This window comes from Sphingomonas sp. NY01 (assembly GCF_038809135.1).
Taxonomy (GTDB): Bacteria; Pseudomonadota; Alphaproteobacteria; order Sphingomonadales; family Sphingomonadaceae; genus Sphingomonas; species Sphingomonas carotinifaciens.
Genome location: NZ_CP101722.1, coordinates 947,501 through 961,887 on the forward strand (window position 1 = coordinate 947,501; position 14,387 = coordinate 961,887).

At 65.7% G+C, this 14,387-nt stretch carries 11 protein-coding genes, 1 tRNA gene, 2 rRNA genes, 1 pseudogene and 1 other annotated feature (1 of these 16 cut by a window edge); of the genes and pseudogenes, 10 read left to right on the top strand and 5 right to left on the bottom strand.

The annotated features are described in order from the left end of the window. The 3 genes from NPJ82_RS04695 to NPJ82_RS04705 form a co-directional block, all read left to right on the top strand. A 23S ribosomal RNA gene (locus NPJ82_RS04695) occupies window positions 1-1,093 on the top strand; it begins 1,731 nt to the left of the window's first position. A 127-nt stretch (window positions 1,094-1,220) separates the two neighbouring features. After that, window positions 1,221-1,335: ribosomal RNA gene (gene rrf / locus NPJ82_RS04700) — 5S ribosomal RNA — on the top strand. 83 nt (window positions 1,336-1,418) lie between these two features. Continuing rightward, window positions 1,419-1,495, top strand: a tRNA-Met gene (locus NPJ82_RS04705). A gap of 495 nt (window positions 1,496-1,990) precedes the next feature. Here the strand turns inward: NPJ82_RS04705 and NPJ82_RS04710 are convergent. After that, window positions 1,991-3,220: pseudogene (locus NPJ82_RS04710) on the bottom strand (IS3 family transposase). Continuing rightward, window positions 2,821-2,936 (bottom strand) — a sequence feature (AL1L pseudoknot). Its footprint overlaps the pseudogene before it by 116 nt. Window positions 3,221-3,968: 748 nt before the next feature. On the opposite strand from NPJ82_RS04710, the gene NPJ82_RS04715 reads away from it, so the two are divergent. The 5 genes from NPJ82_RS04715 to kduI all read left to right on the top strand — a co-directional run bounded on the left by NPJ82_RS04715 (window position 3,969) and on the right by kduI (window position 9,213). After that, window positions 3,969-4,898 carry a DUF4861 family protein gene (locus tag NPJ82_RS04715; protein ID WP_342658508.1) on the top strand — a complete coding sequence of 310 codons (930 nt, stop codon included), beginning with the start codon at window positions 3,969-3,971 and terminating at the stop codon, window positions 4,896-4,898. An 8-nt stretch (window positions 4,899-4,906) separates the two neighbouring features. Further along, complete coding sequence (locus tag NPJ82_RS04720) at window positions 4,907-6,211, top strand: DUF2264 domain-containing protein (RefSeq protein ID WP_342658509.1); 1,305 nt, start codon at window positions 4,907-4,909, stop codon at window positions 6,209-6,211. A gap of 68 nt (window positions 6,212-6,279) precedes the next feature. Next, a complete protein-coding gene (locus NPJ82_RS04725; protein WP_342658510.1) occupies window positions 6,280-7,011 on the top strand; it encodes an FCD domain-containing protein in 732 nt (243 codons plus the stop codon). A 184-nt stretch (window positions 7,012-7,195) separates the two neighbouring features. After that, window positions 7,196-8,365 carry a glycoside hydrolase family 88 protein gene (locus NPJ82_RS04730; protein ID WP_342658511.1) on the top strand — a complete coding sequence of 390 codons (1,170 nt, stop codon included), beginning with the start codon at window positions 7,196-7,198 and terminating at the stop codon, window positions 8,363-8,365. Window positions 8,366-8,376: 11 nt separating this feature from the next. Beyond that, entirely contained in the window at window positions 8,377-9,213 is an 837-nt protein-coding gene (kduI, locus tag NPJ82_RS04735) for a 5-dehydro-4-deoxy-D-glucuronate isomerase (protein ID WP_342658959.1), read from the top strand. Window positions 9,214-9,381: 168 nt separating this feature from the next. Here the strand turns inward: kduI and NPJ82_RS04740 are convergent, their stop codons facing one another. The 4 genes from NPJ82_RS04740 to NPJ82_RS04755 all read right to left on the bottom strand — a co-directional run bounded on the left by NPJ82_RS04740 (window position 9,382) and on the right by NPJ82_RS04755 (window position 12,206). Continuing rightward, the gene (locus tag NPJ82_RS04740; protein WP_342658512.1) at window positions 9,382-10,503 is read right to left on the bottom strand and encodes a lactonase family protein; all 1,122 of its coding nucleotides are present in this window, start codon (window positions 10,501-10,503) and stop codon (window positions 9,382-9,384) included. A 145-nt stretch (window positions 10,504-10,648) separates the two neighbouring features. Continuing rightward, window positions 10,649-11,608, bottom strand: a complete 960-nt coding sequence (locus NPJ82_RS04745; RefSeq protein ID WP_342658513.1) for an aldo/keto reductase — start codon at window positions 11,606-11,608, stop codon at window positions 10,649-10,651. Window positions 11,609-11,612: 4 nt separating this feature from the next. Beyond that, window positions 11,613-11,795 carry a hypothetical protein gene (locus NPJ82_RS04750; RefSeq protein ID WP_112383393.1) on the bottom strand — a complete coding sequence of 61 codons (183 nt, stop codon included), beginning with the start codon at window positions 11,793-11,795 and terminating at the stop codon, window positions 11,613-11,615. 90 nt (window positions 11,796-11,885) lie between these two features. Further along, window positions 11,886-12,206 (bottom strand): hypothetical protein, encoded by a 321-nt coding sequence (locus tag NPJ82_RS04755; RefSeq protein ID WP_149681917.1) that lies wholly within the window; start codon window positions 12,204-12,206, stop codon window positions 11,886-11,888. A 132-nt stretch (window positions 12,207-12,338) separates the two neighbouring features. Here NPJ82_RS04755 and NPJ82_RS04760 point away from each other — a divergent pair, with 132 nt between their 5' ends. After that, the gene (locus tag NPJ82_RS04760) at window positions 12,339-13,310 is read left to right on the top strand and encodes a metalloregulator ArsR/SmtB family transcription factor (RefSeq protein ID WP_342658514.1); all 972 of its coding nucleotides are present in this window, start codon (window positions 12,339-12,341) and stop codon (window positions 13,308-13,310) included. Continuing rightward, complete coding sequence (gene metF, locus NPJ82_RS04765) at window positions 13,307-14,251, top strand: methylenetetrahydrofolate reductase [NAD(P)H] (RefSeq protein ID WP_342658515.1); 945 nt, start codon at window positions 13,307-13,309, stop codon at window positions 14,249-14,251. The genes NPJ82_RS04760 and metF overlap by 4 nt, the downstream gene beginning before the upstream one ends. The last annotated feature ends 136 nt before the right edge of the window (window positions 14,252-14,387 follow it).

A 14,387-nucleotide genomic window follows, 5' to 3' on the forward strand; every position in this document is an offset into this window, starting at 1 on the left:
CAGGGCTCTGCTAAGTCGGCTTCAAGACGACGTATAGGGCCTGACGCCTGCCCGGTGCCTGAAGGTTAAGTGGAGGAGTGCAAGCTCTGAAATGAAGCCCAGGTAAACGGCGGCCGTAACTATAACGGTCCTAAGGTAGCGAAATTCCTTGTCGGGTAAGTTCCGACCTGCACGAATGGCGTAACGACTTCCCCACTGTCTCCAGGACATGCTCAGCGAAATTGAATTCTCCGTGAAGATGCGGAGTACCCGCGGTTAGACGGAAAGACCCCGTGCACCTTTACTGCAGCTTCAGAGTGGCAGTGGACAAGAACTGTGTAGCATAGGTGGGAGGCTTTGAAGCATCGGCGCCAGCTGATGTGGAGCCATAGGTGAAATACCACCCTGTTGTTGTCTACTGTCTAACCTCGTACCGTGAAACCGGTACAGGGACCCTCTGTGGCGGGTAGTTTGACTGGGGCGGTCGCCTCCTAAAGAGTAACGGAGGCGCGCGAAGGTTGGCTCAGGCCGGTTGGAAACCGGCTGTTAGAGTGCAATGGCATAAGCCAGCCTGACTGCGAGACTGACAAGTCGAGCAGAGACGAAAGTCGGTCATAGTGATCCGGTGGTCCCTCGTGGAAGGGCCATCGCTCAACGGATAAAAGGTACGCCGGGGATAACAGGCTGATAACCCCCAAGAGCTCATATCGACGGGGTTGTTTGGCACCTCGATGTCGGCTCATCACATCCTGGGGCTGGAGCAGGTCCCAAGGGTTTGGCTGTTCGCCAATTAAAGTGGTACGTGAGCTGGGTTCAGAACGTCGCGAGACAGTTTGGTCCCTATCTGCCGTGGGCGTCGAAATTTGAGAGGAGTTGACCCTAGTACGAGAGGACCGGGTTGAACGTACCTCTGGTGTACCTGTCGTCGTGCCAACGGCGCAGCAGGGTAGCTATGTACGGACGGGATAACCGCTGAAAGCATCTAAGCGGGAAGCCTCCCTCGAGATAAGATTTCATCAAGAGCGGTCGAAGACCACGACCTCGATAGGCCGGATGTGGAAGTGCGGTAACGCATGGAGCTAACCGGTCCTAATTGCTCTGGTCGCGCTTGAGAGCTCCACACCCCCACCATCAGCCCTGGGCTAGATGAACGGGTGGATGGAAATAACTCTCAGCCAGATAAAACCTCCAAGGTGCATCGATTTTAACCCAACACAACCGCATGCTCGCAGGCTCCATTGCCTGGTGGCCATAGCGTCGGTGTCCCACCCGATCCCATCCCGAACTCGGCCGTGAAACCCGACCGCGCCAATGGTACTATCGCTCAAGCGATGGAAGAGTAGGTCGTCGCCAGGCATTGAAGCCCGCGAACATGCACACAAAGAACCCATTCACATCCCTCTTGCGCCGCACACAGCGCAAGAACAAAACCTCACCACCGCGGGGTGGAGCAGCCCGGTAGCTCGTCAGGCTCATAACCTGAAGGTCACAGGTTCAAATCCTGTCCCCGCAACCATCCGAAAAAGCCCGCAAGTCGAGAGACTTGGCGGGGTTTTTCGTATTCTTAATCCACCGCGCTTGTAGACACGTAAAGCTGTAAAAAATGTCGACTCGAGACACTGTAAGATCAATGGGTTAGGCACCAGCCTGTAAAGCGTCCGGCCTGTCCCCCTATTCTTTTTTCGAACACTCGCGCCCGATCTGCGCAGCGCCGTGCGACATGTCTATGGTGCGATTATCATCCACCCTCAGTCTTAGTCCGTCGAGCGCCTGAGGTACGGGCGATCTGTTTCAGATCGATGCGGTGCGGGACGCCGAGACGGGGAAGCAAATGACCGAAGGTCTCGACGTCGGCAGGCATTTCGCCGACGGAGAGAGTCTTGCGGAATACCTGCGCGAAAAGCTGGGTTCGACCACCTCCTGGGAAATCGAACCCGAGGTTAGCGACTAGGAGTAGGATCGGCCGACCAGCTGAACCGCCCCGGGTCCGCCGGAGGCATTGGGTTGTGAGTCACGCGGCCATATGGATCTGGTCGGCGGCAGCATAGAACAGTTCTTCGGCTTCAGCAGGCGGGATGTTGCCGATGGGTTCGAGCAGCCGACGATGGTTAAACCAGTCGACCCAGTCGAGCGTGGCGTATTCGACGGCCTCGAAGCTGCGCCAGGGTCCGCGCCGGTGGATCACCTCGGTCTTGTAGAGGCCGTTGATTGTCTCGGCCAAAGCGTTGTCATAGCTGTCGCCGACGCTACCGACCGACGGCTCGATCCCCGCTTCGGCGAGACGGTCGGTGTACTTGATGGACCCGTACTGCGACCCGCCGTCGCTATGATGAACCAGGCCGCCACGATGAACTGGCCGACGATCGTGCAGCGCCTGCTCGATCGCATCCAGCACGAAGCTGGCATGCTCCGTCCTGCTGGCCCGCCAGCCGACGATGCGTCTGGCGAAGGTGTCGATGACGAAGGCGACGTAGACGAAGCCAGCCCAGGTCGCGACATAGGTGAAGTCTGACACCCAGAGCCTGTTCGGCGCCAGCGCCCGGAACTGGCGGTTGACGCGGTCGAGTGGGCATGGCGCTGCCTTGTCGCTGACGGTGGTGCGCACTGGCTTGCCCCGAATCACACCCGCCAAGCCCATTTCGCGCATCAACCGCTCGACAGTGCAGCGGGCCACCGAAAAGCCCTCGCGCATCATCTGGCGCCAGACCTTGCGCACGCCATACACACCGAAATTCTCGGCAAACACGCGGGCGATTTCCGGCTTGAGAACCTGCTCCCGCTGCGCTCTCGCGACAGCCGCATCGGGTCCTGTCGCTGCGCGACGTGCTTGCGGTAGGTGGATGGGGCGATCGGCAGGACCCGGCAGATCGGCTCGACCCCATAGATTTCGCGGTGGTCATCGATGAAGGCGATCATCGCCGAACGGGCGGTCGAGCTCCGCCTGGGCAAAATACGCGGACGCCTTGCGCAGGATCTCGTTAGCTTGGCGCAACTCGCGGACCTCGCGCTCCAGCGCCTTTACTTTCTCGGCGACTTCGGTCGGTACGCCAGCGCGCTTGCCGCTGTCGACCTGCGCCTTCTTCAGCCACTCATGCAGCGTCTGCGGCACGCAGCCGATCTTCTCCGCAATGGACACCACCGCTGCCCACCGCGACGGGTGATCGCGCTCGTGATCCAGCACCATCCGCACCGCACGCACGCGCACCTCAAGCGAAAACTTATTCGTGGTCTTGCTCGTCATAGCCCCTTCCTCTCAGGAGTTGGGGCCTCCGACAAACCCGGCGCGGTTCAGCATTCGTCGTCCCTTGCCCCAGACTGTCATAGTCGATGGACCACTCAGAAGGGGGCCGCTCAGTTGCGCCCGGACAACGGCATATATCGATCATGTCGGCGCAGCGGTCTTGTTTGGCCATCCGTGCAGCGGCTCCAGCATCGCGACGAACGGATTTATCCGTGTCTGGCGCCAGTAGCGGCGAACCTTCCATACCCTTTGCCCTAATCATCGGCAAGTGCCGTGCGGTACGGGAGATCCACATCATGCCTGTCGGAAACCGGTCGGTTCGCACCCGCCAGCCGGTATCCGTCCGTGCTCCAGCGGCAGCCTGAGCTGTTCAGTGCTCAATCCTCATCCAAAAACCGCGTCGCTCGTTCAAGCCTCCTTTATAACCAAGGCCTGGAACAGTGACCTGCTGCACCAACAAGCGTTGTCCATGAAGCCGGCATGACATGCGGTTTGGCCTTACCCATCTCCGGCCTTGGGCGACGTGTGACACGGTTTCGGTAGGGGTTTCTGCAGTAATCGAAGCAATGGTTTCGGTCCGAAATGATCGGGGCCGTGGTGAGCTCAGCGCTGCAAAACGCCAAAGCACGATGCAGCATGTACGCCTGTTTGCGCGCGTCAATAACCCGCTTGCATTCGCCGTGGGAGAAGATAACTTGTAATATAACTAAGGAGGGGCATGGTGAGCTTGCGCTTGAGAAGCTTGTTTATGCGTGGTCTGCCGGTGATGACGATCATGGTCCTGGGTGGCTCGGGCCTGGATGCGCAGCAGCAGCCGACAACCGCCATGCCGCCGATCGATAAGTCACTGCCCCCGCCAGCCAATCATAAGCCTGCTGCGGTGGCGGTGTTGGCGGATTATCGCCATGACGATCTGCTTTGGGAGAATGACCGCACTGCGCATCGCATCTACGGTCACGCCCTGGAGGCGGTGGAGCCACCATCGGGATCGGGCATCGATAGTTGGGGCAAGCAGTTCGCCTGGCCCTTCGCCGATCGCCAACTGCGTACCGGCGACCAGCATGGCTATCACGGCGAGGGCATCGACTTCTACAATGTCGGCTCCGGTCGTGGCGCGGGCGGATTGGGCATCTGGCATGACAACAAGCTGTGGACGTCGCGCAATTTCATTCGGCACCGGATCAGGGCAACCGGCGGAAAAGCGGCCGATTTCGAGGTGGATTATGCCCCCTGGCCGGTCGATGTCGGACGTACGGTATGGGAAACGCGCCGCTTTACCCTCCCGCTCGGGACGCATTTTACGCGCATGGTGTCTACGTTATCGTCAAACAAGCCGGGCGAGATGATCGTCGGGATCGGTATCGGCAAGCGTACGACCGGGCCGGTCGCGGGGCAGATGAGTGCCGATCGCACGCGCGGGGTCATGACGTGGTGGGGCCCGGAAGATGGCGCGCATGGCCGGATGGCTGTTGCGATTCGTGTCGATCCTTCGACCATCGTCGAGCAGCGCGACGATGCGGACAATCACCTGTTCCTGGTGCGGGTGAAAGCGGGGAAGCCCCTTGTCTACTTTTCGGGCTCTGCCTGGAGCAAGGGGGCAGGGGGCTTCGACACGCGTGAGAAGTGGCAGTCCTACGCTGCATCGCAGGCGTTGGATTTTTCGGTGCCGGTACGATGAAGGGGAGGATGGAGGGGATGGGAATGGGGATGGAGCGGCGGCGGGTGTTGATGGCGATGGCGGGGGGTGTGGCCGGGGCGGCGGTGCCGGTGCGGGCGCAGGGGATGGCCGGGGAGGCGGCGGGGGACAGGTCCGCGCTGCCGAGCGGGGCAGAGGACCGCCGCTATATGCTCGGCCTGCTGGAGCGGATGGCGACGCCTGTGCTGTCGCGCATGGCGCGGGGGCGTCTGCAGCAGGAGTGGACGCCCGAGTTGAGCCCGACCTGGGACAAGCGGGATTCCAAGGTCGCCTATATGGAGGCGTTCGCGCGGCTGATCGACGGGATCGCGCCTTGGCTGGCCCTGCCGGACACCGACGATGCCGAGGGGCGGCTGCGGCGTACGCTGCGCGAACAGGCGGTGCAAAGCTATGTCCACGCGGTCGATCCGGCCAGCCCGGACCGGCTGGGCTGGGAAGGGCATGGCCAGGCGCTGGTCGACAGCGCCTATTTCACCAGCGCGTTGCTGCGTGCGCCAAAGACGTTGTGGGAGCCGCTGGACACCAAGACCAAGCAGCGCATCGTCGCGGTCATCAAAGGCCTGCGCCGCATATCCCCGCCTTATCAGAACTGGCTGCTGTTCGCGGCGATGAACGAAGCGTTCCTGTTCTCGATCGGCGAGGATTGGGACCCGATGCGCGTCGACATGACGGTCAAGCTGTTCGCGGGCGACTGGTATGTCGGGGACGGCTGGTACGGCGATGGCGAGCGGTTCCACTTCGATTACTACAACAGCTACGTCATCCATCCGATGATGGTGCAGGTGCTGGAGGTGCTGTCGCGCGGCAACCCGTCGTTCAACAATCTGAAGCCGGTGGAAGCGTTTAAACAGGCGCGGCACCGGATGCAGCGATATGGCGAGCATCTGGAGCGGATGATCGGACCGGACGGCGCCTATGCCGCCATCGGCCGGTCGCTGACCTATCGCATCGCGGCGCATCAGGTGCTGGGCGTGCTGGCGTGGCGTGGCTGGCTGCCGGAAACGCTGCCCGGGCCGCAGGTCCGCTCCGCGACGGTGATGGCGGCACGACGGGTGTTCGCCGACCCGAGCAACTTCAATGCGGACGGCTTCCTGACGATCGGCTTCACCCGCGCGCAGCCGACACTGGGCGACTGGTATTCGAACGCCGGCAGCATGTATATCGCGTCCGAAGGGCTGGTGGCGCTGGGGCGGCCGGCGTCGGACCCGTTCTGGACGGGGGCGGCGATGCCGTGGACGATGCGGCGCGCCTATGCGGGGCAGGATTTCCGGAAGGACTATCCGGTCGACTATTGACAGAGCTATCGATGTAGGTGCGGGGGAAGCGTGTAATCGTAGGATAAGACCGGGTGGCGAGGAGTGAGATGGCCAAGGCTTTGTCGATGGCGGATGCCCTGTTCGCGAAGCTGGAAACCAGCATATTGGACGGGGATCTGGCGCCCGGTGCCCAGATGCCCACGCAGAAGATCATCGCCGAAACCGAAAAGGTCAGCCGGACGGTCGTGCGCGAGGCGGTCGCCCGGCTGGAGGCGCAGGGGCTGGTCGTCTCCCGTCAGGGATCGGGCGTGTATGTGGCCGAGGATGCACGCTATCGCGCGTTTCAGGTGACGCGCGACGAGCTGTCCGAACTGGCCGACGTGATCCGGCTGCTGGAGATGCGGCTGGCGATCGAGGCGGAGATGGCGGCGTTCGCCGCGGCACGCCGCACGACCGAGGATGTGGGGGCGATGCGCGCCGCCCTGCGGCGGATGGCGCAGTTCAGCGACGATCCGGTGGCCGCCGCCGCGGCGGACGTGGAGTTTCATCTGGCGATCGCGCGGGCGACACGAAACGACTATTTCGTCCGGTTGATCGACTTTCTGGGCCTGCGTCTGGTGCCGCCACGCAACCTGTATCTGCGCAACAAGCCGGTGGGCGCGCATGAGGCCTATGTCGCCAAGGTGCGGGCCGAGCATGAGGCGATCCTGGACGCCATCACGCGCATGGACGTGCCGCGTGCGCGCCAGGCGGCGTGGGACCATATGCAGGAAAGCCTGAACCGCCATTCCGAATTGAGCGACGGCGCGAACGACGATCCCCAGACCGTCTTGCCGTGAACCGTTTGACATACGGCCGATAGTTATCCTACAAATTATCCGGCGCCGAACGATGCGCGAGATCGGGGGGATGGATGCCGAGGCGGCACGAGCGGGCAGGGGAGGCGGCAGGGCTATCTGATCGCCGCGTGATGCCCGGCGTTCGCCATCGGCGCGCCCCCCTTGCTGTGATGGAGAAGTGACGATGAACATGCGTCTTGCCCTGGCGCTGGGGCTGGCGTCCGTCGCCGCATGGCCCGGTGCGATCCCTGCCGCGGCGCAAGGCGCGGCGGCGGTCGATCCGGCAGCGGTGCGGGCAACGGCGGTAAAGCTGGCGGACTGGCAGCTCGGCCGGTTGGATCCCAGCCATATCGCGGCAGCCACCGGCGAGACGCGCAATCCACGGGCGTGGGAGCAGGCCGTGTTCTGGGTGGGGATGACCGCGCTGGCGGATGCGCCGGGCACCCCGCCGCGGATCAAGCAGGCGATCATGGACATGGGCCGGCGCAACGCTTGGCGGCCCGGCGACAAGCCCTATTTCGCGGACGATCACGCGATCACCCAGGCCTATCTGTGGGCGGCGGCACATGGCGCAGGTGCCGAGGCGCGGGCGCCGACGCGCGCGGCATTCGACCGGGTGGTGGACCGGCCGGCGGTGACGACCCTGGCCTTCGCGGTGCCCAAAAAGGGCGGTTACAGTGCCACCGAGTGCCTGGACCGCTGGTGCTGGTGCGATGCACTGTTCATGGCGCCGCCCGCCCTGGCGGTGCTGAGCAACCAGACGGGCGACCCCAAATACCGGCAGTTCGCCACCAAGGAGTTCTGGGCGACCACCGACTTCCTGTATGATCCGGTCGAGCATCTGTATTACCGGGACAGCCGCTTCTTCGATCGGCGCGACGAGCAGGATCGCAAGCAATTCTGGGCGCGCGGCAATGGCTGGGTGTTCGGCGGCATGGCGCGGATCATCCCGCAACTGCCCGCCAACAGCCCGGACCGGCGGCGGATGGAGGCGCTGTTCAAGGAAATGGCGGCCAAGCTGCTGACCTTGCAGAAGCCGGATGGGTATTGGGCGCCGTCCCTGCTGGCGCCGGAGAATTCCCCGCCGGAGACGAGCGGGACGGGCTTCTTCACCTATGGCTTTGCCTGGGGCGTGAAGGCCGGTCTGTTGGACAAGGCGCGCTATCGGCCGGCGGCGCTCCGCGGCTGGAATGCGCTGACCCGCGCGATACAGCCCGACGGACGGCTGGGCTGGGTGCAGCAGGTGAGCGACCGGCCCGACCGGGTCACCGCCAACGATACGCAATATTACGGCGTCGGGGCCTTTCTGCTCGCCGCCACCGCCATCGCCGACATGGAGCGGACCGGGCGATGAGCGCCGATCCCCTGTTCGCCAAGACCTATCATGCCGTTCATCCCGACATGATGATGGGGGCCAGCAACGCCGACCTGCACGATCGCCATGCGGTGACGGGGCTGTTCCGTGCCGGTGAACTGGTGCTCACCTATTCGCACGGGGAGCGTTTCATCATCGGCGGGGCGATGCCGGGCGAGGCGGCGCTGGACCTGCCGGTGCAGCGGGAGCCGGCAAGTGCGGCCGGGCACCCCCTGCTGGAGCGGCGCGAGCTGGGCGTGGTGAATATCGGGCCCGCGGCCGGCACGGTGACGGTGGACGGCGTCGCCTATCCGCTGGCGAAATATGAGGCGCTTTACGTGCCGATGGGCAGCCGGGACGTGCGGTTCGAAGGGGCGGGTGCGCGGTTCTATCTGCTCAGCGTGCCCGCGCATGCCGCCTATCCGATCGTCCACATGACTCTGGCGGGCAATCCGCCGATGCGGCGCGGCAGCCAGGAGACGTCGAACGCGCGGTCGATCCACCAGCTGGTGCTGCCCCATGCCTGCCAGAGCGCGTCGCTGTGCCTGGGGCTGACGCGGCTCGATCCGGGGAGCGTGTGGAACACGATGCCGCCGCACGTTCATGAGCGGCGATCGGAAATCTACCTGTATTTCGACCTGGAGGACGATGCGCGCGTCTTCCACTATATGGGTCAGCCCGACGAACTGCGCCATATCCTGCTGGGCGATGGCGATGCCGTGATCTCGCCGCCATGGTCGGTGCACATGGGCGCCGGCACCAGCAGCTACAGCTTCGTCTGGGCGATGGCCGGCGAGAACCAGGATTATGAGGACATGGACGTGCTCGACATCTGCCAGCTTGCCTGAGGGCGCGCAGGGTTTCGCGCGCAAGGTCGTCCCCCTTGGCTGTTCGTGCCGAGACATGGCCGCGTGCGGCAACATGCCTCTCGATACACCGTCTCGATACGCGGCTCTGCCGCTACTCGACGGTTACTCGAGACGAACGGGGTTTGGGTCAGGCTGGTGGCGTGAGGTTTAATCGCGCAGGCCGATGAAGGCGACGCCGGGGGCGGCGGTGCCGGGGCCGTGCGGGGTCAGGCGGCCATCGGGGGCGACCGCGAAGCTGTCGATCGTGCCGCTGTGCTGGTTGGCGACCAGGAAGCGGGACTGGCGGGGCAGGAGTTGCATGTGGCGGGGCCAGCGGCCGGTGGCGGAGATGGTCTGGACCGGCGTGAGGGTGCCGTTCGGGGCGATGGCGAAGACGGCGATCGTGTCCGCGCCGCGGTTCGAGGCGTAGAGATAGCGGCCGCGCGCGTCGATCGCGATGGCGCCGGCCTGGCTCTTGCCGGTGAAGCCGGGTGCGAGGGTGGAGACGGGCGGGGCGAGTGGGGTCAGCGTGGGGGCAGGGCCGACGTGGAGTGCGGTGACGGTGTTGGCGAGTTCGTGGATCAGATAGGCGAAGGGGCGGGCGGGGTGCAGCGCGAGGTGGCGGGGGCCCGAGCCGGCGGGTGCGCGCAGGGCGGCCTGCGCGGTGCCGAGCGTGCCGGTGCGTGCGTCGAAGGGATGGGCAAAGACGGTGTCGGCGCCGAGATCGACCGACCATAGCCAGCGATTGTCCGGGGTGAAGCCGACCCAGTGCGCATGCGGGCCCGCCTGGCGATCGGTGACGGGGCCGCTGCCGTGGTGGGGGTGGACCGTCGCCGGGGCCGAGGGAAGGCCGGTCGCGGGGTCGAGACGGATCAGAGCGACGCTGCCGCTGCTGTAATTGGCGACGGCAAGCGCGGTGCCGGTGCGGTCGAGCGCGACGTGGCAGGGATCGGCGCCGGCGGACGAGACATGCGCGACGCGGGTCCAGCGGTCGCCATCGGTGCGGAAGGCGGAGACCATGCCGTCCGCGCCCTCCCGCACCAGATAATGGAGCCCGTGGCGGGGGTGGCGGATACCGAACGAGGCGTCGGGCGCGTCGGCGACCGGCGCGGCCGCCTGCCAGCTCTCGGTGTCGGGGCGGTAGTGGAGGGGCAGGAGGCCATGACCGCCTTCCCGGTTGTAGCCGCCGGCGTAGAGCGCGAGCGAGGCGGGGGCGGCGTGCGCGGGGAGGGGAAGTGCCGTGGCACCGATCGCACCAAGGATCGTGCGTCTGGACATCGGGGTGGTCATGGCTTCTCCTGTTCGCATCCGCCGCCGGGGCGATCAGGTCTATGGCATGGCGCGGGGTGCCGCGGCTATCCTTGGCTGATCGCGGAAAGGTTCGGCGCCGAACGCGCCTCGCCTTCCGCTCTCACGATGGCCAAGGGACAACCGGTCACGCGCCCGCGAGCGTCAGGCGTTCCAGTTGGTCGTCGGTCAGGACCAGCGTCATGGCGGGAAGGAGATCCTCCACCTGCGCGACGCTGGTGGCGCTGGCGATGGGGGCGGTGACGCCGGGCTGCGCGATCAGCCAGGCGAGCGCGATCTGGGCGAGGGTGGCGCCGGTTTCGGCGGCGACGGCGTCCATCACGTCGAGAACGGCCTTGCCGCGACCGTCGAGCAGGTCGGCCATGCGGCCGCCGCGCACGCTTTTGCCGAGATCGTCGCGGGTGCGGTACTTGCCGGTTAGGAAGCCCGAGGCGAGGCCGTAATAGGGCACGACGCCGATATTCTCGGTGACGCAATAATCCTGCAGCTCGCCCTCGAACTTGTGGCGGCTGACCAGATTATATTCGGGCTGCAGGACGTGGAAGCGGGGCAAGCCGGCATCGCGGGCGGCGTCGTTGGCCGACTTCAGGCGGGCGGCGTGGAAGTTGGAGGCGCCGATCACGCGGACCTTGCCGGCGTCGACCAGGCGGCCGAACGCCTCCATGCTGGCCTCCTGCGGAGTGTCCTCATCGTCCTGATGCGCGAAATAGACGTCGATCCGGTCGGTGCCGAGCCGCTTCAGTGAGGCGTCGCACGCGGCGGCGATGTGGGCGGGGGCGAGCTTTTCGCCGCCCTCGCCAGGGAGCATGCCGACCTTGGTGGCGATCAGCACCGCGTCGCGCTTGCCACTGGTGCGGAGCCATTCGCCGATCATCGTCTCGGACTCGCCGCCGCGATGGCCGTCGACCCAGGCGGAATAGACATCGGCGGTATCGATCAGCGTACCGCCGCCCGCCACAAAGGCGTCGAGCACGGCAAAGCTGGCCGCGCGGTCCGCCGTCCAGCCGAACACGTTGCCGCCCAGGACCAGGGGCGTGATCTGGAGGTCGGTGGAGCCGAGGCGGCGGCGGTTCTGCGGATCGGTCATGGCATCACCCTTCGGGATCGGTGGCGTTGTCATCCAGCGCGTTCAGGTCGACGGCATTGGCGTCGAGCATGGCGGCGGCCTCGTCCAACTGTTTCGCCTCGTCGGCGGTAAGGCCGCCCGGCTGGTCGTCGCTGCCCGAACAGGCGGCAAGAAGCAGGAGCGCGGCGGCGGGAAAAAGGCGGTTCATGCGGCAAGTGTCGTCCGGCAGGGTCGGCGCTGTCCAGTCCGACGGGGGCGCCGGGGACAGGGCACCGGCCCATATCCCCGGCCGTCATCATCAATCGCGGATCGCGTTGCCCGCGCGGGTGAGCGCGTTGCCGGTCGCATCGGCGGCGGCATCCGCACCGTTGCTGATCGAATCGCCGGCCTTGCGGGCGCCGTTCTCGATCCGGTCGCCGGCATTGTCCATCGAACGCTCGGCCGAACCCAGCGCACGATCGCTGGCGGCGTCGACGTCGTTCACGGCGTTGCGCGTGGTCGCCTCGGTATCGGCGGCGACGGCGTCGGCGGCCTGTTCGGTCTGCTCCTGGGCGTTCTGGCTGCAGGCGGCGAGCGCGAGGGCGGCGGCGGCGGTCAGACCGAGGGTAAACGTCTTCATGCGGGCATACTCCCTTGGATTTCCGAAGCGAACTCAACCGTCCGCAACCGGGCCATAACGCAGATGTGCCGTTTGAGGTCCGAAACGACCATTTCGTTGACCGCATATAAAGATATCTTTATATGTCGATCCATGGCGATGGCGCTCGACATTTTCCGTGCCCTTGGCGACCCGACGCGGCTGCGCATCCTGGCGTTGCTGCGCACGATGGAGCTGTCGGTCGGCGAACTGGCGCAGGTGCTGGGGCAAAGCCAGCCGCGCGTGTCGCGGCATGTGAAGATCCTGGTCGATGCACGGCTGGCGGAGCGGCGCAAGGAAGGCAGCTGGGTATTCGTCGCGCTGGGCGCGCGCGAGGCGGTGGCGCCGATCGTGGCGGCGCTGGACCAATGGTCGGTGCACGAGCCCGATCACTGGGCGGTGGCGGACGCGGCCCGGCTGGCGGCGGTGCGTGCGGACCGCGCGGCATCGGCCGCGACCTGGTTCGAGGATCATGCCGCCGAATGGGACGCGATCCGCTCGCTGCACGTCGCCGAGAGCGAGGTCGAGGCGGCGATGGCCGCGCTGCTGGGGCAGGGATCGATCGGCACGCTGATCGATATCGGCACGGGTACGGGCCGGATGCTGGAGGTGTTCGGCGAGCAGGCGGACGCGGCGCTGGGCATCGACCGGTCGTCGGAGATGCTGCGGCTGGCGCGCGCCAAGCTGCACGACCGGCCGAACACCGAATTGCGCCAGGCGGACCTGTATGCGCTGCCCATGGCGGACGGCGCGGCGAACGTCGCGATCCTGCACCATGTGCTGCATTTCGCGCAACAGCCGGGCGCGGCGATCGCCGAGGCCGCGCGCGTGCTGGCGACGGGCGGGCGGTTGCTGATCGCCGACTTCGCGCCGCATGACCGCGAGGACCTGCGCGCGCGCGACGCGCATACCCGACTGGGTTTTGCCGACGAGCAGATTGCGGGCTGGTTCGCCAATGCGGGCCTGCGCATGACGCAGATCGAAACGCTGGGCGGCGGTACGCTGACGGTGAAATTGTGGCTGGGCACCAAACAGGGGCTGAAAGGCCTGCGCCCGGTCGACTCCAACATGGTGAAAGCGGCATGACGACGATTTCCGTTCCCCAGCTTGAAGAAGCGCGCCGTGCGCTGGAAGCGCCGCTGTTCGCCGATGTCGGCGGCGACATGGAGGTGAGCTTCGAGTTCTTTCCGCCCAAGACGGAGAAGATGGACGCGCAGTTGTGGGACGCGATCCGCACGCTGGAGCCGCTGGGCCCGCGCTTCGTATCGGTGACCTACGGAGCGGGCGGATCGACGCGCGAGCGGACGCATGCGACGGTGGCGCGCATCCAGCGGGAAACCTCGCTGGCGGCGGCGGCGCACCTGACCTGCGTGGAGGCGACGCGCGAGGAGATCGATCAGGTCGCCGAGGATTACTGGGCGGCGGGCGTGCGCCATATCGTGGCGCTGCGCGGCGATCCGCCGACCATGGGCGCCAAGTTCGCCAGCCATCCGGGCGGATACGCCAATGCGGCCGATCTGGTGGCGGGACTGGCCAAGCGGCACCCGTTCGAAATCTCGGTAGCGGCCTATCCGGAATGCCACCCGGAGTCGGTGGATACGGTGGGCGATATCGACAATCTGAAGCGCAAGCTGGATGCCGGCGCGACGCGGGCGATCACCCAGTTCTTCTTCTCGCCAGAGGCATTCTTCCGCTTTCGCGACGCGGTGGCGGCAGCGGGGATCACCGCCGAGATCGTGCCGGGCATCCTGCCGGTGTCGAACGTGGCGCAGACGCGCAAGTTCGCCGGGCTGTGCGGGGCGGCGATCCCGGACTGGATGGACCGATTGTTCGAGGGGCTGGACGATCATCCCGCCGCACGGCAACTGGTGGCGGCGACGATCGCCGCCGAGATGTGCCGCAGGCTGTATGCGGGCGGCGTGAAGAGCTTCCACTTCTACACGCTGAACCGTGCCGAATTGGCCTTTGCAATCTGCCACATGCTGGGCGTGCGCGCCAAGCCGCAGGCCGTGGTGGCGGCGGCCTGATCGGATCCTCCCCGATACGGGGAGGGGAACCAGCCAGAGGCTGGTGGAGGGGGCTCTCCACCAGCCGAGACTTTTGTGGAGAGCCCCCTCCACCGCTCTGGCGAGCGGTCCCCCTCCCCGTGCCGGGGAGGATCAG

What these genes read in the sequence shown, in the direction of transcription:
- NPJ82_RS04715 (WP_342658508.1), top strand. Translation starts at nt 3,969, where the DNA reads ATGCGTGGTCTGCCGGTGATGACGATCATGGTCCTGGGTGGCTCGGGC.
- NPJ82_RS04725 (WP_342658510.1), top strand. Translation starts at nt 6,280, where the DNA reads ATGGCCAAGGCTTTGTCGATGGCGGATGCCCTGTTCGCGAAGCTGGAA.
- NPJ82_RS04755 (WP_149681917.1), bottom strand. Translation starts at nt 12,206, where the DNA reads ATGAAGACGTTTACCCTCGGTCTGACCGCCGCCGCCGCCCTCGCGCTC.
- metF (WP_342658515.1), top strand. Translation starts at nt 13,307, where the DNA reads ATGACGACGATTTCCGTTCCCCAGCTTGAAGAAGCGCGCCGTGCGCTG.
- NPJ82_RS04760 (WP_342658514.1), top strand. Translation starts at nt 12,339, where the DNA reads ATGGCGATGGCGCTCGACATTTTCCGTGCCCTTGGCGACCCGACGCGG.
- NPJ82_RS04740 (WP_342658512.1), bottom strand. Translation starts at nt 10,503, where the DNA reads ATGACCACCCCGATGTCCAGACGCACGATCCTTGGTGCGATCGGTGCC.
- NPJ82_RS04750 (WP_112383393.1), bottom strand. Translation starts at nt 11,795, where the DNA reads ATGAACCGCCTTTTTCCCGCCGCCGCGCTCCTGCTTCTTGCCGCCTGT.
- NPJ82_RS04745 (WP_342658513.1), bottom strand. Translation starts at nt 11,608, where the DNA reads ATGACCGATCCGCAGAACCGCCGCCGCCTCGGCTCCACCGACCTCCAG.
- NPJ82_RS04730 (WP_342658511.1), top strand. Translation starts at nt 7,196, where the DNA reads ATGAACATGCGTCTTGCCCTGGCGCTGGGGCTGGCGTCCGTCGCCGCA.
- NPJ82_RS04720 (WP_342658509.1), top strand. Translation starts at nt 4,907, where the DNA reads ATGGAGGGGATGGGAATGGGGATGGAGCGGCGGCGGGTGTTGATGGCG.